19 protein-coding genes and 2 other annotated features are annotated in these 18,846 nt (G+C 34.0%); of the genes, 5 read left to right on the top strand and 14 right to left on the bottom strand.

Annotated features, from left to right (window positions below; translation table 11 throughout):
• The 4 genes from MHH59_RS10860 to MHH59_RS10845 all read right to left on the bottom strand — a co-directional run bounded on the left by MHH59_RS10860 (position 1) and on the right by MHH59_RS10845 (position 3,515).
• On the bottom strand, positions 1–636 hold the full coding sequence (locus MHH59_RS10860; protein ID WP_078213957.1) for an HAD family hydrolase: 636 nt from the start codon (positions 634–636) through the stop codon (positions 1–3).
• A 105-nt stretch (positions 637–741) separates the two neighbouring features.
• Complete coding sequence (locus tag MHH59_RS10855; protein WP_078213942.1) at positions 742–1,329, bottom strand: YpjP family protein; 588 nt, start codon at positions 1,327–1,329, stop codon at positions 742–744.
• A 283-nt stretch (positions 1,330–1,612) separates the two neighbouring features.
• A complete protein-coding gene (locus MHH59_RS10850; RefSeq protein ID WP_078213941.1) occupies positions 1,613–2,812 on the bottom strand; it encodes an ABC transporter permease in 1,200 nt (399 codons plus the stop codon).
• Complete coding sequence (locus MHH59_RS10845) at positions 2,805–3,515, bottom strand: ABC transporter ATP-binding protein (protein ID WP_078213940.1); 711 nt, start codon at positions 3,513–3,515, stop codon at positions 2,805–2,807. The genes MHH59_RS10850 and MHH59_RS10845 overlap by 8 nt, the downstream gene beginning before the upstream one ends.
• A 153-nt stretch (positions 3,516–3,668) precedes the next feature.
• Between MHH59_RS10845 and MHH59_RS10840 the strand changes: the two genes are divergently transcribed.
• Together MHH59_RS10840 and MHH59_RS10835 are read left to right on the top strand one after the other, a co-directional pair.
• Positions 3,669–4,100: a GNAT family N-acetyltransferase gene (locus MHH59_RS10840; protein ID WP_078213939.1), complete on the top strand. Its 432-nt coding sequence runs from the start codon at positions 3,669–3,671 to the stop codon at positions 4,098–4,100.
• A 29-nt stretch (positions 4,101–4,129) separates the two neighbouring features.
• Entirely contained in the window at positions 4,130–4,657 is a 528-nt protein-coding gene (locus MHH59_RS10835) for an HAD-IIIA family hydrolase (RefSeq protein WP_078213938.1), read from the top strand.
• 57 nt (positions 4,658–4,714) lie between these two features.
• Here the strand turns inward: MHH59_RS10835 and MHH59_RS10830 are convergent, their stop codons facing one another.
• The 6 genes from MHH59_RS10830 to MHH59_RS10805 all read right to left on the bottom strand — a co-directional run bounded on the left by MHH59_RS10830 (position 4,715) and on the right by MHH59_RS10805 (position 10,155).
• The gene (locus MHH59_RS10830) at positions 4,715–5,155 is read right to left on the bottom strand and encodes a GNAT family N-acetyltransferase (protein WP_033708121.1); all 441 of its coding nucleotides are present in this window, start codon (positions 5,153–5,155) and stop codon (positions 4,715–4,717) included.
• Positions 5,152–5,625 carry an SAM-dependent methyltransferase gene (locus MHH59_RS10825; RefSeq protein ID WP_002127188.1) on the bottom strand — a complete coding sequence of 158 codons (474 nt, stop codon included), beginning with the start codon at positions 5,623–5,625 and terminating at the stop codon, positions 5,152–5,154. The genes MHH59_RS10830 and MHH59_RS10825 overlap by 4 nt, the downstream gene beginning before the upstream one ends.
• 87 nt (positions 5,626–5,712) lie before the next feature.
• Positions 5,713–6,411 (bottom strand): aspartate/glutamate racemase family protein, encoded by a 699-nt coding sequence (locus tag MHH59_RS10820; RefSeq protein WP_002127187.1) that lies wholly within the window; start codon positions 6,409–6,411, stop codon positions 5,713–5,715.
• A gap of 144 nt (positions 6,412–6,555) precedes the next feature.
• Entirely contained in the window at positions 6,556–7,758 is a 1,203-nt protein-coding gene (locus MHH59_RS10815; protein WP_002168486.1) for an iron-containing alcohol dehydrogenase, read from the bottom strand.
• Positions 7,759–7,845: 87 nt separating this feature from the next.
• Positions 7,846–9,285, bottom strand: coding sequence for a GntP family permease (locus MHH59_RS10810; protein WP_002065163.1), 1,440 nt, complete (start codon positions 9,283–9,285; stop codon positions 7,846–7,848).
• A gap of 204 nt (positions 9,286–9,489) precedes the next feature.
• Positions 9,490–10,155, bottom strand: a complete 666-nt coding sequence (locus tag MHH59_RS10805; protein WP_078213936.1) for an HAD family hydrolase — start codon at positions 10,153–10,155, stop codon at positions 9,490–9,492.
• A 191-nt stretch (positions 10,156–10,346) separates the two neighbouring features.
• Here MHH59_RS10805 and MHH59_RS10800 point away from each other — a divergent pair, with 191 nt between their 5' ends.
• Both MHH59_RS10800 and MHH59_RS10795 read left to right on the top strand, forming a co-directional pair.
• Positions 10,347–11,144, top strand: coding sequence for a lipid II flippase family protein (locus MHH59_RS10800; RefSeq protein WP_002141610.1), 798 nt, complete (start codon positions 10,347–10,349; stop codon positions 11,142–11,144).
• Between the two features lie 24 nt (positions 11,145–11,168).
• Positions 11,169–11,744, top strand: a complete 576-nt coding sequence (locus MHH59_RS10795; RefSeq protein ID WP_002012589.1) for a nucleotidyltransferase family protein — start codon at positions 11,169–11,171, stop codon at positions 11,742–11,744.
• A 37-nt stretch (positions 11,745–11,781) separates the two neighbouring features.
• Here the strand turns inward: MHH59_RS10795 and MHH59_RS10790 are convergent, their stop codons facing one another.
• The 3 genes from MHH59_RS10790 to aspS form a co-directional block, all read right to left on the bottom strand.
• On the bottom strand, positions 11,782–12,696 hold the full coding sequence (locus MHH59_RS10790; protein WP_078213934.1) for an alpha/beta fold hydrolase: 915 nt from the start codon (positions 12,694–12,696) through the stop codon (positions 11,782–11,784).
• Between the two features lie 36 nt (positions 12,697–12,732).
• Positions 12,733–14,073, bottom strand: coding sequence for a sodium-dependent transporter (locus tag MHH59_RS10785; RefSeq protein WP_002165897.1), 1,341 nt, complete (start codon positions 14,071–14,073; stop codon positions 12,733–12,735).
• 116 nt (positions 14,074–14,189) lie between these two features.
• Positions 14,190–14,438 (bottom strand) — a binding site (T-box leader).
• Positions 14,439–14,606: 168 nt separating this feature from the next.
• A complete protein-coding gene (gene aspS / locus MHH59_RS10780) occupies positions 14,607–15,905 on the bottom strand; it encodes an aspartate--tRNA(Asn) ligase (protein ID WP_201051998.1) in 1,299 nt (432 codons plus the stop codon).
• Between the two features lie 105 nt (positions 15,906–16,010).
• Positions 16,011–16,222 (bottom strand) — a binding site (T-box leader).
• 255 nt (positions 16,223–16,477) lie between these two features.
• Between aspS and MHH59_RS10775 the strand changes: the two genes are divergently transcribed.
• Positions 16,478–16,957, top strand: coding sequence for a hypothetical protein (locus MHH59_RS10775; protein WP_002065155.1), 480 nt, complete (start codon positions 16,478–16,480; stop codon positions 16,955–16,957).
• Between the two features lie 104 nt (positions 16,958–17,061).
• Here the strand turns inward: MHH59_RS10775 and MHH59_RS10770 are convergent, their stop codons facing one another.
• The gene (locus tag MHH59_RS10770) at positions 17,062–18,573 is read right to left on the bottom strand and encodes a M36 family metallopeptidase (RefSeq protein ID WP_002127175.1); all 1,512 of its coding nucleotides are present in this window, start codon (positions 18,571–18,573) and stop codon (positions 17,062–17,064) included.
• Positions 18,574–18,846 lie beyond the last annotated feature (273 nt).

Here is an 18,846-nt window from a genome sequence, read left to right as displayed (position 1 = left end):
TTAAGAATGTGCCCCCTGTACGACTTGTACAATTTCCATAGGCGTATGAACCATATAATCTGGTGCATCTTTTTCTACTGTTTCAATGACATCATATCCCCAAGATACCCAAATTACATTCACACCAGCCTTTTTACACGCTGCTACGTCTCGCTGTTCATCACCAACGTATAACATATCTTGTTCTGTTAGCTTTTTCGATTTTAAAAACCTTTTTATCATTTTATCTTTACCGAACAAATTTTTAGAGCAATATACTTCTTGAATATTTTCTATACCATTATTGTGTAAAAACGCTCGAATATGTTCTTCTGAGTTCGATGATATAACCGCAATCCCGTAGCCCTTTTTATGTAATTCATCTAATACATCCTTCATCCCATGGAACAAAACGAGATCTTTTATAGCTGGTTGATATAATTTATAAAACTCTAACGCCAATATCGGTAGTTTATACAGTGGTACATCGAGTTGTTTACATCTCTCTGGCATCGTTAATTTACGTAAATACTCAATTTCTTCTTCCCTTACCGTTTTATATCCGTGCTTTTCAGCAAGTTGATTATAAATCGGTACAAATATATTTTGTGAATCTACTAATGTGCCATCAAAGTCAAAAACGATATATTTTTGCATCCCCATACTCCCTTTTTTCTTTTTTCCTAAACATATGTTATTCAACAACATAAATGTCGTATCCTTTCATAAAGAAAAAAAGAACAAGATTTTCTCTCGTTCTTTTTAAGACAACCATTTCGGCGGTACATTCGTATTCCAATAAATATTTCCTAACTCATGGTGTCCTGAATATCCATCATCAAAACGATGATAGTGGAAATTAAAATAATATCCATCTTGCGGTGGATGATCTCTCCTCACATGAAATCGCAGTAAGTCATTTCCTGATTTCGTGTCATAAACATGAAAAATCTTTTCATTATTTCCGCCAGCCGGTCTTTGAGAAATCGCTAATGATTGTAACGATTCTTCTGGCACATCATTTGCAAGTTCCGCAATTGCCTCTTCAATTTTTGGTAATATTACATCTTTAAACTCATCTTCAATTACTGGACCAATTTTAGTTCCAAACTTTTGCATCGACTGCTTCTCTGCTTCTTGCATTGCATAAGTAATAAAAGTATCGGTGGTTAACCTGTCATTCGCTTCTTCATATGTATAGGACGTACTTTCCAAATTTTGTTGCCCAGCTGTGCTCGTAGGCTTGTCCGCAGCTTTGGCATTATCAAGCAATATGGAAGGAGGCGTCACTAAACCAAACGTAAATACGGTAATTAATGCGACTAAGGTTTTTCTAAACCAATTTGGCATTTATGTTCCCTCCCCTTTCACTCATTATATTTTATATAACGGTTGTTTCTTCTATTATACAAAATGATTGTAATTTTTGCACTTTACAATTTTGTTAACGTTCACATATTTTTCACTTGAATATGAAATTGTAAGATTTCATACACTATAAATACAACAACAATGAGGGGGACAATCAGATGACTTTAGATGTCGTGTACTCAGCCGCAAGCATACTCCTTTTAGTATATTTTATTTACCAGTGTGTTACAGACTAGAAAAAGAGCCATTTCCGGCTCTTTTTCTATGGTAAAAATACAATCCAACCAATCCATACTATAAAAATAATCCCGGCAATTACAGCTGGTAATAAATAAAAATGAGAAAGTATAACTATTCCATACAAAAGTATTACTGGAAGTAATAAATAGCGATCTGCCTTCCATCTTAACAATAGTAATTTGCCTTCATCACAATATAAATGTAGAAACATTTTTTTCGTAAATTCATTCCAATAATCGCGTGCATAACGAGAAATTGCAACTAACGTAAATACGAGGATAATAGCTGAAATCCACCTCGGACTCATCATAATACTTACCGTGCTTATACATACAATTTGAATATAAAATATTCGTGCACTACTTGTACGGAAAAATTCTTTCAAAAAAGATTCAACGATACGCGAATCAGCTTTTTTCCCTAAAAGTCTTTTAGAATGTGGGAACATCCACGGTTTTTTACTCGAACTACTCGGTTTAGCCGCATGACCACCAACTTGCATAATCCCACTCGTCCAGCGCATACTTTCTTCTTTCTCTTTCTCAACTTCTTTAAAAAAGCAATTTTTATAATTTAGTTTTTCTTTTATCAATACGATAATTAGAAAAACTGCTAGACCGATACATAGTATAGAATAAAATGGATTTTTATAAATAAGAAACAGACTCAATCCAAAAAAGGATAGACTTATAGAAAATATTACATTTTTTATAATCCATAGTAGCCATCGTTTCCCCACACGTATATGAATAAATCTCGTCAACAACGACAACATAAATCGAAATACAGTAAAGAATGTCCAAAATAATACGATTTGTATCTTTGTCGCTCCGATACTTTTCATTAACACTGGTAACATAACAACTACTACCATTACATTCGTTATCGCTATTCGAATAAATGTATATATCATGCCATACTGAATTAATTTTCGCATATGAGTTGGATACGAAATTAAAAATAAGCTATCTGCTTGTTCAAAAAACGAGCGTACACCTCTCGAATATGTTACAAGATAAAATGCGAGTAAACCTAATCCGAAATACACAGTCTCTTCCATCGATAATGTTTCCGTCCATAGTGATCGATAATAGATTCCCATAAATATAAGTGCTGGAATAATTATATATAACGCAACTGTCCAATCTGTTACCGAACGTATGGACTTCCATTTCCGCTCAAGTTCATGGCGTAATCTTTTATAAAATTGTTTTTTAATCATGCTGTTCACGCCTTACGATTACATCAAAACAGTCTAATAATGAACTCCCTGGCATTTCTGCTAACGTTTGAATAGACTCTAAATGTCCATCTGCAACTAATGTACCTTGTGAAATGAGCAAAAATCTTTCGCAAATTCTTTCAGCAGTATCCAATACGTGCGTACAAAGTAAAACTCCTGCCCCGCGCTCTTTTTCTTTATATAAATAACTTAAAAACTCTTTCGTAGCTACTGGATCTAATCCGATAAAAGGTTCGTCAATTATATAAAAATCTGGCTTAGTTAAAAACGCCAATATAAGCATCGATTTTTGTTTCATCCCTTTTGAAAACTTTGATAAATACTCATGCTTATACTTATCCATTCGAAACATATGTAATAATTCTTCAGCTTCCCTTTCCCAGCTTCCTACTTCATTCTCACGAGCAGCCATTAATAATTCAATATGTTCCCAGAGCGTCAAATACTCATAATATGTTGGATGTTCTGGCACATATGCATACGGATTTTTCTTTTCACCAAATGATATTTCACCATTCATATTTACAAGTAAGCCTAGCATCGTTTTAATCGTAGTACTTTTCCCGGCACCATTTGCGCCAATAAGAGCAACTAATTCACCTTTTTCAATTGAAAAAGCAATATCATGAATTGTTTTTTCACCTATTTCATATCCAGCTGAGCGGATATTCACCTTCAACATACATTCCCCTTCTTTCCATTTCCAATACAATCAAGGAAAAGAATAACATATAGCTATCTGTATATCATTATAAAATATTTATTTTCATAGCAGGAAAAAACATTTTTTAACAGAATATTAAATGTTTGATTACATTTTATTGGAGTGAATAATATGTCTTTTCAAATCCGTGAAGCGACGATAGCTGATATAGATGCACTTTGTTCTTTAACGAAAGAATTAAAAGGTTCCTCTATTTCCTATGAAGATATGAACAACCGATTGCAATTCGTACACATGAGTCCTTTTGATTTTTTATATGTTTATGAGGAAGAAGAAACTATATTTGGATTACTTGGGTTTCGTATACGTGAAAATTTAGAAGATGTAACTCGTTATGGAGAAATTTCAATTATTAGCGTCGATTCCACAATACGGCGGAAAGGCATTGGACAAGTGTTAATGAATTATGCAGAACAGTTAGCAAAGAAGCATAATTGCATTGGAACATGGCTAGTTAGCGGAACAAAAAGAGTGGAAGCACATCCTTTTTACAAAAAATTAGGTTATGAAGTAAATGGATATCGATTTGTAAAACATTTTTAAACTACTTTTTAATTGAAGGGACTATAACTATGACAAACATTAAAGCAATTTTCATTGATCGTGACGGTACAATTGGCGGCGACACTACAATACATTATCCTGGATTTTTTACATTATTCCCCTTTACAAAAGCAGCTCTGCAAAAACTAAAAGCTCAAAATATAAAAATTTTCTCTTTCACAAATCAACCAGGTATCGCGGATGGAATAGCGACTGTAGCTGATTTTGTACAAGAATTAGAAGGTTTCGGTTTTGATGATATTTACGTTTGTCCTCATAAACACGGGGATGGTTGTGAATGCCGTAAACCAAGTACAGGCATGCTTCTTAAAGCAGCGGAAAAACATGAGCTTGATTTAACAGAATGTGCTATAGTTGGTGATCGTTGGACTGATATTGTGGCAGGAGAAAAAGTGAATGCAACAACGATATTAGTACGAACAGGCGCTGGATACGATGCTTTACATACGTACCGAGACAAGTGGGCACATATTGAGCCAAACTACATTGCAGAAAACTTTGAAGATGCAACAAACTGGGTTTTAAATCAACTATAATACAATTTAAAAGAGACGTTTTCATTTTGAAAACGTCTCTTTTAATCTTACATTTTTTTAAAATGTTAATTCATAATGGAAATAACGATTATCTCTCAAATAACCATTTTCAGCATATAATCGCTGTGCTGATAAATTATCAATCTCTGTTTGTAATTTTACACCTTTTGCGCCATTTTCTAATGCGAATTTTTTAGCAGCTTCTAATAATTTTTTACCTGTTCCAGATCCGCGCTTCGCCGCTTGTACAAACAGATCATTTAAAATCCATAATTCTTTCATTGAAATGGAAGAAAATGATGGATATAATTGCGTGAATCCAATATATTCACCGTCTTCAACTGCTACGAAAATAACGGATTCTTTTCTCTCGATACGATTTCGTAAAAATACTTTTGCACCTTCTAAATCGGAATCTTGTCGGTAAAACATACGATAGTTATTAAAAACTGATGCTAGTCCATCTAAATCTGCAATTGTTGCCTCATATATTCTCATTTTACTCCATTCCCCTTCCAATACTGTCTCATTATATCCGTTACCCATTTAGGCTGTTGTATTTCTTCTTTCGGCATAAACTCTTTCATTATTGGCTTTATATCCAATATAGGGGTGCCATCAATAGCGTCTAATCCCTCAACAATAATTGATTTACCGTCTCTTTTTATCACTTTTACAATTGTTACACCTAAGCGATTCGGGCGATTTTTCCCGCGCTGTGCAAAAATGCCTACTTTAGGATAATCCTTATTATTTCTAGGATGTCTAGCAACATATTGAATTTGTTCATCCGTTACTTTATGAAAATAAAAAACAACTTCAATATGAGAAAAATCTTCAATCCCTTGTATACTTTCCTCTGTATACAATTCAGTTAAGGTAATACAGGATCTTACTTCTCCCCATTCGTCATCTTTTATTTCCTTTCTTTCATTATGTACAAATGCGATTGGTTGAACTGAAAACATACGCATCCCCCTTAAATGTAACCACTTACATTATAAAATATTTTCTGAATGTTTTCCAGATACATGAACTAAGTTTACATAATATAATTATAATCTATTTTCTAAAGCCACATTTACTGCTTCCATTGCATGTATAAAAGTTGTATCAAATATCGGAACTAATACGTCTTCCTGCTTTATTAATAATCCTATTTCTGTACAACCTAAAATTATGCCCTGTGCTCCTTTTTGCACTAGCTCTTCTATGACTCTTTTATAATATTCTCTAGATTGCGATGTTATTTTTCCTAAACATAATTCTGTATAAATTATTTCATTTATTTTTTCTCTATTTTTTTCTACTGGCACTATTACTTTTATATTATTCTCTTCTATACGTGACTTATAGAAATCTTGCTCCATTGTATATTTTGTTCCAAGTAGACCAATCGTTTGAATACCTTTTCTTTTAATTTCTTTTGCAGTAGTATCAGCAATATGCAATACGGGGATGTTAATATTCTCTTTTATTTTCTCCACTACTTTATGCATTGTATTTGTGCAAATGATTATAAAATCTGCTCCTCCCTTCTGCAATGAATACGCCGCATTCCCTAATACTTCCCCTGCTCCATCCCAATCCCCGTTAGACTGGAATCGTTCTATCTCTTCAAAATCCACACTATTAATCAAACATTTTGCTGAGTGTAATCCTCCTAATCTACTTTTTATCTCTTCATTTAAAATTCGATAATATTCCGAAGTCGATTCCCAACTCATACCACCTATAAGCCCTATCGTTTTCATATTACACACCTACCTAAGCTTTTTTCTAAACTAATAACAATGTTTTATTATGTATATTATACACAATAAAACAAGACTTTAAGTTTAGAATATAAAGTCTTGTTTAAACTATTTCCAAGGAAATTTTATGCGAATATTCTGAAATTAATTCCCTAATGTTTTTATAGAATCTTCATATTGATAATTAAAACATTGTCGATACAACTGTTTAATTTCATTATAAGAAGGAACTCGTGGATTATTTCCTGGGCTACCACTTTCAATTGCATCCGAGGCCATTTTTGAAATAGCATTTTCAAACTCAATTTCATCAATTCCATATTCTTTTAAATTTGGAATGCGAAGATCGAAACAAAGTTTCTTTATTTCAGCAAGCGTGTAATTCGCTACTTCTTCCTCAGAATATGAGTAGAGGTCTTTGTTTAAATTGCGTCCAATCTCAGCTAACCTTTTCACTGCACTTGTTTTTGTGAACTCTAAAACTGTAGGTAATAGTATGGCGTTCGATATACCATGTGGTACATGAAATAGTGCACCTACTGGTCTTGACATACCATGGACTAACGTAACTGATGCATTTGAGAATGCAATTCCAGCTTGTAATGAAGCGATCATCATTGCCTCCCTTGCTTCCATATTATCTCCATCTTCATATGCAATACGTAAATATTTCATAATACTTTCAATAGCCGAAAGAGCAAGTACATCTGTAAGTGGTTGTGAAAATTTAGAAATATATGCTTCAATTGCATGGCATAATGCATCTATACCTGTCGCTGCCGTAATATGAGGTGGTACCGAACTTGTTAATATCGGGTCAATAATCGCTACTTGCGGGGTAAAACTCGGATGCTTCATCATCATTTTTACATCTGTTTTTTTATTCGTAATTACTGCTACACTTGTTACTTCTGACCCAGTACCTGAAGTTGTTGGAATTGCAATGAGTGGTAGTGGATCATTTTCTATTTCAACATCTTTTTGGACGTAATATTCAATTGCTCCACCATTAGTATGTAACACCGCTACTGCTTTCGCAGCATCAATACAACTTCCACCACCAATACCGATAATAAAATCACACTTTCCTTCTTTACAAATCGTTAACGCTTCTAATACGTGTAAATTTGTAGGCTCAGCATTCACTTTGTTATATGTAATAACAGTAATACCTTTCTTATTTAGCTGTTTTATGCACCTTTCAACATACCCTAATTTCTCCATAATTGTATCAGTAACTATAAAAGCTCTTTTCCCAAACTTCTTTGATTGTTCCCCCAGCTTTTCAATCGAATTTCTTCCATATAGTACAGACTTCGGCATACGAAACTCAGCAACTTCTTGCAAGTACTCCACCCCTTCTTCCCCTTATTAATGTTTTAGTTTATAAAATATCAACTAAATAAATCTTTACAATTCATATAGTATCTATTTTTAATAAATTCCTGTAATAGTATAGAATGCGATAACTAAAAACACAGCAAGCGTTTTCAAAACTGTAATAGCAAATATATCTTTATATGACTGTTTATGTGTTAAACCTGTTACTGTAAGAATAGTAATAATAGCCCCGTTATGTGGTAATGTATCCATTCCTCCTGATGCCATTGATACGATACGGTGCATAACTTCTAATGGAATATCAAATTGATTGGCTGCTGCAATAAATTTATCACCCATCGCACTTAAAACAATCCCCATTCCTCCTGATGCAGAACCTGTAATACCGGCTAAAATATTCGTCGTTACCGCTCCATTCACTAAAGGATTTGTGAACGTTGCAGAAATGCCGTCTCTCATAATTGCAAAGCCTGGAAGTGCTGCAATGACACCTCCAAAACCAAATTCTGCTCCTGTATTCATTGTTGCAAGTAGCGCACCACCAATACTTGTATTCAATCCAGCTTGAAATCCTGTTACTACCCGTTTCCAATATAATAAAAGAGTTGTTAAAATTCCTATTATAAGTGCCAATTCTACAGACCATATTCCAACTACCGCACTCAATTCTACTTTTCCAAATGCTTTCATACCAATTGCTGAAAAGTCAAAACCGTTCGGATACCACTTCGGTATCATAATAGTAAACACTTTATTCATTACACCTACTAAAATAAGTGGTATAAAAGCAATAAGTTGTTGTGCCCTCGTAATTTCTAAACTATTTAACAGCGGTATTTCTTTCTGCTCTAATTCCAAAGATGCTGCCATTTCAGTATTCCCATCGTTAAAACCAAAATACCCTTCACCTGCTGCTTTTGCCTTCTTACGCCTACTCTCTAAATATAATAAACCTAACGTGAGAACAAAAATTGCCCCTACAATACCAAGTATCGGTGCAGCATAAATGTCCGTTTTAAAAAATGTTGTAGGTATTACATTTTGAATTTGTGGTGATCCAGGAAGCGCATCCATTGTAAATGTTACTGCTCCAAGGACAATCGTTCCAGGTATTAAGCGCTTTGGAATATTAGCTTGTCGAAAAAGCTTAGCTGCAAACGGAAATATAGCAAATACCACTACATATACACTAACACCACTATACGTTAAAATAGCACCCATTAAAACAATCGCTAAAATCGTACGTTTTTCTCCAACCAACTCTACAATCGTCTTTGCAATAGAATCAGCAATTCCTGACATTTCTACTACTTTCCCAAAAATTGCTCCAAGTAAAAACACCGGGAAATATAGTTTAATAAACCCTACCATTTTCTCCATAAAAATATTAGAAAAGAAAGGTAATACAAAACTAGGTTCTGTCAAAAATACCGCAAATAATGCAAAAATCGGTGCAAATAAAATAACAGAAAACCCTCTATACGCTACAAACATAAGTAAGCTAAGTGCTAATAATATAATAACTAGCTCCAATTATACCCCTCCTTTAAACTGAAAATTCAATCTTTTGTTGATAAACTTCTACTAATCTTTCATTTCTGACATCCCTCCTCTAATTCATACAAATTTTTCATACTAAAATGTCTAATTATACATATTCGATTACATATGAAAAATCCCTTTAAACAAAAACGATTTCATCGTCATACGTTATAAAGGGATTGTTAGTCTCTATTTTTATTTTTTTATTAAACCATTTTCTATACAAAAATGGTGTAGTTCTTCTATATCCTTCGCTATATGAGTCGCACTAACTTCAATCAACTCATTTTCACTACCATAGCCATATAAAACACCAATTGAAGCAATTCCATTATGATTTGCACCTATTATATCGTGCTTTCTATCTCCAATCATGACAACTTCCTCTTTATTAAGTCCTTCATTTTGTTGTAAAATATGAGCAATTATTTCTTCTTTTTTTATTCTCGTTCCATTTAAATTACTTCCAATGATATCTTCAAAATAATTCGTTAGTTGAAAATGCTCTATTACTTGTCTAGCAAAAATAGTAGGCTTTGAAGTAGCTATAAATAAACGATTTCCGGTATCTTTTAATTGTTTTAGGAGATTTGGAATACCCTCGTATACACTATTCTCCAACAACCCACGTTGCTTTAAATACTCCCTGAAATAAAAAACAGCTCGTTCAACTTCTCCTTCATTCATATTATATCTCTCTATGAATGATTGCTGAATAGGAGGACCAATAAATGAATCTAACTCACTTACATGTAATTCTTCAATTCCAACCTTTTCTAACGCGTACAAAACTGAATTTACAATCCCCTTTTTAGGATCCGTTACTGTTCCATCTAAATCAAATAAAAATGTTGTATACATATTTAATCCCCCACTCATCCTACTTTACATGTAATACTGAAGGTTTTTTACTACTCTACCTCTACTATACTATCATTATTTATTTTTCGAAAAATTACTTTTTCTATGTTACATAGTTTCAGTTACAAAATACGGATAGATATGATAAAGTAAAAAAGTTACAATTAATTCAATAGAAACTGGTGAAACAAATGTCAATTACATTAATTTTTATAATGGCTTTCACAATTGTCATCCACGCAGTCGAAACTAGTTCTTATAGTATTCGATTAGCTGGTGTTCGTTTAAAAAAGATTGTCGTTGCCTTATCTGTCGTAGGAATGGTATTACTTATTTCAAGAACGTCAAATTTACTACAAGCCTTTTTAATTGGTGGGATTGTCGATGACGCAAAACGAGATGCTTCTATTAATTTAGAGCATACTATACGACTTGTACTATTATCTGCTTCCATCGGTACATTACTTGCGATTATTCTTTATCCAACTTTGACAAAACTATTTGGATATGTCATTCAAAACTTTGAAACAGATGGTTCTTTCATTCGAATGATGAAAACAAATAACATTCAAAAATTAAAGTACACAAAAAAATATGTGCGCTTTCCAAGATTTGAAATGATTCATAGATTGCGTATCGGTGGTATCCCAAAGCGTATTATGCTTATTAACATGTTTGCTACTGCAATTTATACAGCAGGTGTTCTTTCTGCCCTTTATGCTTCTTTTCTAAATCCAGATTACGCAACAAATGCAAGTACAGCTTCTGGCCTTGTGAATGGTTTTGCTACAATTTTATTAACAGTGTTACTCGATCCACGTATAGCACTTTTGACAGAACGTGCTTTACAATCAGAAAATGGCGCTGAATCTATGAGTAAAATGTATGGTTGGCTAATGATTTCTAGACTTCTCGGCACCTTATTAGCACAACTTTTATTTGTACCAGGTGCTCACTGGATTTTATGGATTATTGAGCTGATGCATTAATCTACTAGGAAGGTGTATTTATCAATGAATATAAAAACAGAGCAAGATTTAATTCACTTAATAGAAAACGACGAATGGATGATGAATGTATTACAATTGGCAAAATCACTAGAGCTACCTGATTGGTGGATTTGCGCTGGGTTTGTCCGTTCTAAAATTTGGGATACTTTACATAACTACGAAGTAAGAACGGCTACGCCAGATGTCGATGTCATTTATTATGATCCATTACATAAAGATGAGGCGTACGAACAATCATTAAAACAGAAGCTGGCGAATATGGATGCCTCTATCCCTTGGTCAGTAAAAAATCAAACTCGCATGCATGTAGTGAATGGAATGCCACCATACTCTTCTTCTGTTGATGCTATTTCTAAATTTCCTGAAACAGCAACCGCTTTAGGAGTTACGCTTGACGAGCAAAACAATGTCATATTAACAGCTCCATGTGGAATTGAAGATGTACTTTCATTACAAGTGAAACCTACACCTCATTTTCTGGAAACGAAAGAACGAATACATATGTACAACAAAAGAGTTAATCAAAAGAAATGGCAAAGCAAATGGCCTAACATTACAATCACTTATCCCGAAATTTAAAAAGGGTGCTTCTCATTATTAGAAGCACCTTTCTTTTTTATTTCAAAAAATGAATGATTGTTTCTGCGAATCTCTCTGCTTCTTCATAATGCGGTGAATGACCACTTTCTCCGAATACAATATACTTCCCATTTGAAGCATCACTATTAAATATTTCAATTTGTTTTTCACACGTTACTACATCGTATTTTCCTACAATTAATAACATTGGATTTTGTATATCTTTTATTTTAGATAATAATGACGTATGACATGCTCCCTCTAATTTTAATCTATCAAAATGAATTTTGGAGCGATTTGAAAATACTTCCCACTCTTCATCACTATATAAACTATCGTCTGTCTCATCTTTTTTATAATTGTAAATCTCCATTCTTTTTTCTTCTAATTCAGCACTTAATCTTATATAAGCTTCTAACAACTCTTCTGAACTAGCATTATTAGATGAATAAGCAAAGCAGTCTTCTGCTGCCGCTTCTTTTCCATACTTTGTTAATAACGTTCCTGTCCTTTGTAATAGAGCCCTACTTGTTAATGCAAAATCGAAAGTCGGACCTTCAAATATTATTTTCTCTATTGAATTTGGATACGCCCTTGCATATAACAATGCTACATATCCACCGAAAGAGTGCCCGATTACAGACCATTTCTCAATTTGTAGTAGTTTTCTTATTTCCTCACAGTCTTCAACTAAATCATTTAATCCAAAAGATTCTTCCTCAGTAATTCCTTCTGATCGACAAACTCCTCTTTGATCTATCATAATTACATATAAGGAATCTTTTAATCGTTCCGCTTGATGAAATGAAAAATCATAACAGCTTTCACCTGGACCACCGTGTAAAAATAATACTGGTTTATTTTTAGGACTTCCATGTGTTTCAACGTATAGCTTTTTCCCTCTAATGTTCATATATTTCCCAACTTCAATCAAATTCGTTTTTATGATCATCACCTTCTTTTTTACCGAATATTATAACATTTAATATTAAATAATCCCTATTACATTTAAAAAGACAATAATTATTGCAAGTGGTGCTACAAACCGAAGTAAAAATGCCCAGCAAGTAAATACTTTCTTTCCGTAATTTCCACCTACAAAAAATTCAGCTTCTAGCACTTTCTTTTCCATCTTGAATGATACGAAAATACTAATGAATAGCGCTCCAAGCGGCATTAATATATTACTAGATAAGAAGTCTACTGCATCAAAAATATTCTTCCCAAAAATCGTAATATCACTCCATACTCCAAATGATAAGGCCGATGGTATACCTACTAGAAAAATGCAGAACCCGATGATCCATGAAAGTTTAGCTCTTCTTTCTTGTTCACCATTTGCTAATGCTGAAACAACCGTCTCTAGTAGAGAAAATGCCGATGTTAATGTGGCAAATGTAAATAGCGCAAGAAATACAGTTAAGAACAATCCTCCGAATGGAATTTGGCTAAATACAGATGGCAATACAATAAATAGTAAGCCCGGCCCCTCTGTCGGCTCCATTCCTAATGAAAATACTGCTGGAAATATAGCAAGACCTGCAAATAAAGAAACGAATAAATTCAATCCGACAATCGTAACTGCTGATTTTGGTAAACTTTCTTTTTTATTTAAATACGAGCTATACGTAACCATAATCGAAATCCCTATACTAATCGCAAAGAATGATTGGCCCATTGCGAATAAAATACTTTCTGAAGTAATCTTCGAGAAATCTGGTTGTAAGAAAAACTTCACGCCTTGCATCGCATTATCCAGTGTTAATGAACGAATAATAAGAGCGACAAATAAAACGAACAATGCTGGTAGCATATATTTACTTGCTTTTTCAATTCCATTTTGTACACCTTTTGATACAACCCATATCGTAATGAACATAAAAGCGAAATGTCCAGTAATAGCCCAAAGCGGATTTCCAATTGTTTCAGTAAATAACGAACCGTAATTTTGTCCCGGAGTAATAAGCTGTCCTGTTACTCCCCTGAAAAAATATATTAAAACCCATCCACCTACAACGCTATAAAATGAAAGTAATATAAAACAAGTTCCAACGCCAAGACGTCCAATCCAGTGCCATCCTGTATTTGGTGCGATACTTTTAAATGCTCCAACTGCTTGTTTCTGTGTACTGCGTCCAATCATAAATTCAGCTATAAGTAGCGGTAATCCAATTAATACAGTAAATAATATAAAAATTAAAAAGAATGCTCCTCCCCCGCTCTTCCCAGCGATATAAGGAAATTTCCATATTGCGCCAAGTCCAATTGCTGATCCTGCTGCTGCCATTATAAAACCTAATTTCGAAGTCCATTGCTCCGTCTGTTTCATCCTATTTTCCTCCTGTTAAAATCATTTTATATTAATAAATAAATATTATTGATCAATCTGAATAAAACCTCCATTTCTTTTTCTATAAAATAAAAAAATGGCCCAACGTCTCTATATAAAGAGACGCTAAGCCATTTACTTAACGCGGTACCACCCTTATTGATTCCATTATGAATCCACCTTAGTAGTAATCGTTTGATTACAAACCTAATATCGAAGGTTAACCGTTAAGATTTACTAAGAATGTGATTCCGTTCCACCTTACTGCTCCTAGGCGAGTTCAGGATGTCATTTGACTATGTCGCACCAACCCATAGCTCTCTGCACAAATACATGACCTTACTACTCCTATTCAACACATTTTAATATTTAGAATATATTTTCTTTTGAAATTAATATGAAGTATATCGGTTATATTTATAACTGTCAAGGGATATATTATTTTTTTGTCGAAAAGGATTTTTATAAACTTTCAATGTAAAAATGAAAGAACAGTAAAAAAGCATCTTCGCGATAATCGCGAAGATGCTTTTTTATGGTATAAGACGTGTACAATCTCTCGGAAAAGCACTCGCCTCTCGGACATTTGTTAACTCTAAAAGTTTATATACAACCCTTTCTAATCCTATCCCAAAACCACCATGTGGTGGACAACCGTATCGGAATGTATTTAAATAAGATTGAAATTTCTCTGGATGTAATCCTTTTTCTTTAAAAGAAGCAAGTAACATGTCATAGTTATGAATTCGCTGTGCACCTGATGTAATTTCTAATCCTTTATATAATAAATCGAATGAATCAGTAATAGTTGGATTTTCTTTATTCGGTATCGTATACATCGGTCGCGCTTCTTTCGGATAATGTGTAATGAATACAAATTCACTATTATATGTTTCTTTCACATATTTACCTAGTAACTTTTCACCTTCTGTATCTAAATCCCCTTCAGGAGATTCTTTCCGATACTTCATTTTCAAAATTTCTTGCGCTTCGGCCAATGTAATTTTGGGAATTTCTGTAATGACAGGTACTTCTATTTGTAGTAGTTGTAATTCTTTTTCACAGTTTTTTGCTACTTGTTGAAACATATATCGTAAAACATCCGTTTCTAATTGCATCACTTCATGAAAATCATGAATAAATCCAAGTTCTACGTCTAACGATATATATTCATTTAAATGTCGTGACGAGTTATGATGTTCAGCCCGGTACACAGGAGCAATTTCAAAAACACGTTCGAGTCCTCCCGCTACCATCATTTGTTTATAAAACTGTGGTGATTGAGCTAAATACGCTTCTTTTTGGAAATATGGAAGCTTAAAAACATTCGCTCCTCCTTCTGCCCCTTGCGAGACAATTTTCGGAGTAAATATACGTGTGAAATCGTTCTCTATTAGGCATTCACTAAAACTTTGAACGAGTGTAGATTTCACTTTAAAAACCGCCGCGATTCGCTCATGCCTTAATGATAATACCCGCTCATTCAACAGTTGATCTAAGCCAACTTGTAGCTTCTTTTTATTTATCTCAAATGGAAGTGGCTCTGCACCATTTAATACTTTCACTTCACGCGCAAGTACTTCAACACCTAATTCTGTTTTCGGTGTCTCTACTATTTCTCCAATTATTTGGACCACACTTTCAACATCAACTTTGTATCCGGCTAACTCGTTTTCTAATACACATTGAATAACTCCCGTTCGGTCCCTTAATAATAAAAAACTAACATTCCCTAGATGACGAATCTTTTTTACCCATCCTTGTAGTAATACAACCTTCCCGCCATGTTCCGTACATTCTCGTGTGAGTGAACGCTTCATTATTTGATCCATTACATTTCCCTCCAATAGTTTTATTTTTATTTACATTATTGTTGTCATCGTCATCATCCACGGTCACTCACCTCCTTTCAAAGAATACAAAAATCCGCCCCTATAAATAGGGACGGATTTTTCCGCGGTACCACCCAAATTGTCATAATGACCATCTTAGCCCTGATAACGGTAGGTACCGTTTGCTTTTACTAATTATCACGTTCAAAGCAACACTCACAGGTGTCTTTCCATCATGCGGTATCGCAATCTTCCCAGCAATCGATTGCTCTCTGTAGACCCTTGCATCATGTACTTTTCCTAATCATCACTTTTTGTATTTACAGAGTATTCTATCTTTTTATTTTATAAAACGCAAGCCCTTTTAGAAAAATATTGCGATTTCTCACTAAACAGGCCCCTTCTAAAGATATGTAACATGAACATTGAACTCTATATAATTATCATTTGACAGCTTAGAAATGTTTTATCCTTCTCAAATTCTTTCAATCGAACTTGTTTTTTTCATTTTATTACATAAGTTACACATTTCCCACGCATATTATTATTAAAGTTTTATCGGAGGTGTACATATGAAAAAAACAATTAGTTTCTTTCTCCTATTATTATGCTTAGTTGTAGTTAATGAAGCATATGCCTATTCACCAAAATCTTTACCAATCTCTCAAAATTCTGATCAATGGCAAGTAAATATTGATGAAGTAAAAAGAACGAGTGAAAAATTGTTACAACCAAAAAAAGGTGTATTTCAAACATATCATTTCTCTGTAAAAAATCTTGGGAAAAGTGAAGTGTATAATGTACAAGTTGAAGTTTTTCGGAATGAACCAAATACGAAAACAAAATATGAGCTCTTTTCCCTAAAAGAAAGTCGTCTAGCGGGCGGTAAAACTGGATTTGAACACGCTAATTTTCCAGTTTCTACAAAAGCGGATAAGGTTGACGTGATCATTACGTGGCAAGAACATCCTTTCCGCTCCATGAGAAACGGTCAAAAAGTTGAATCTAGAAAATTTAAAGAGCATTTTGTTTTTAAAGAAGCAGTAAAGTGAACTTATCGGTATATGTACATTATTACCGCTACCAATAAATTTTCTAGTACCAGTTCTTAAGCAAATAAAAAAGTCGTGGCTTATAAAAGCCACGACTTTTTATATTAATTCGTACTAATCCCTCTCGCTGCCCAAATGCGATCAATTTCAGTCGCGTGTTGTCCGCCGTATAAAAGAGCATCCGCTTGCTTAATTGCTTTCGCTCCATCACGGAATTTCGCATTTGGCGTTAATGACCAATGTGATTGTAAAATAATTTTTGTTGCTACATCACGTCCAAAAGATTGCGCCATTTCGTATTGACCTTGAGCCCAAATTTCCCCATCATTATGCACTTCATTCGTTATATCTTTCGGGTATACTTTATTCGTATCTAATCGGCGTAAGCACGTCGGATCTGAACTAGAATAAGCAGCCGCATCCCATTCTCCAATGCATGCTTTCCCGTATCCTGTTGTCGAAACTGCATCTTCATAAGTAGCACCTAAGAAATCTCCAAATCCTTCTCCCATCGCTCCACCTTCTGGTGAACTTCCGAAGCCTGGCACTTGATTATCTTGAATAGAATGACCATATTCATGCGCAATAATGCCAGCATCTTCTGCATCATCTACTCCGCCAGTACCGAAAGTTAAAGCTTTCGTTGATGGAGAATAGAATGAATTATCGTCAGTTGTACCATTTACATTCACTTTAATCGAACGTTTATTAATATTTTGAAAGCCTAATCCTTGAATGTAACGCTGCAATGTATCAATATGATAATATGACATAACATCTTCAAAACTATCATTTGCACGTGTATAGTTAAATTGTAAGTTTGTAGATTTCGTCTTCGCTTTTGAAGAAATCGTAACATACTCACCAATTAAAAATCCTGTACCATCTAAACCTTTTAACGTAACAGTTTTCAATTGATTCGTTAATGCTGTTGAATCTGCATCATTATTATCTTTTAACCCTGCTAAACTTCCACTAGATACGACAGGGTTAGGTAAAAATACTTTTCCTGTTCCTTCTGCTTTTCGGTTTATATCAACTTTTTTTATTAACTTTCCATTTTCCGCATCAATGAATGTTTCCCATGCACCGAATGGATTATTAGAATGGACTACCACTTTATATACAGGAATAGCGACTCCCTCTTCAACAATATATCCGAATTCTTTTTCTGTAGGAGCCCATAAGTTTTGCTCACTTTCTCCTCCAACATACGCCATCGATTTTTGTTCTGCATCTTTTTCACTAATTTTTTTCGTAACTTCCTTCACACCTGTAACAGGCTGATAATCAGAAACCGCAAGTAAGCCTTTTCCCTCTCCGTTAAGAGTAACTGTAATTTGTTTTGAAAATACAGGCGCACCATTGACCACTTGTTGGAACCTAACATATGAAGCTACTGATGTTTCTGTTGTAGAAATATATTGCAAGTCTGAAAGGTCTGCCTTCAATCCATATTCCGTAGCATGTCCTTTTAAATATTCAATTGCTTTTTTCTGTGGTGAATAAGCTTCTAGCTTTACTTGCTGTTGTTTTTCCAATGCCGAAACCGTAGAAATCGTCCCCATTACTAATGGCACAGTCATTGCCATTGCCACCATTTTTTTGTTTAACATAAAACCACTCCCCCTAATAAATTGAATCCTTTACCCCATTCCTATAAAGCTATTACTGTCCACAAGTAACGAGATAAATTGAATCTACGAGTAATTCTATACAAACAATTCTATTACCTTTACATTTTGGGTAAGTGAAATTTTCTCAATATTTATGTGTAAAACGAGAAAAATACTGTAGAAATATATTTCTTTTGTAAATTTCTTTACATTATGCTTTTTAAAGTAATGTGTAAAAAAATAAGTTATTTTTTACCTAACGATAGGTTGAAA

Origin of the sequence: Bacillus sp. FSL E2-0195, from assembly GCF_038003645.1 — a bacterium.
Lineage (GTDB): Bacteria > Bacillota > Bacilli > Bacillales > Bacillaceae_G > Bacillus_A > Bacillus_A mycoides.
The sequence above is the reverse complement of the archived record's forward strand: the minus strand, read 5'-3'. Positions and strand labels throughout refer to the sequence as shown.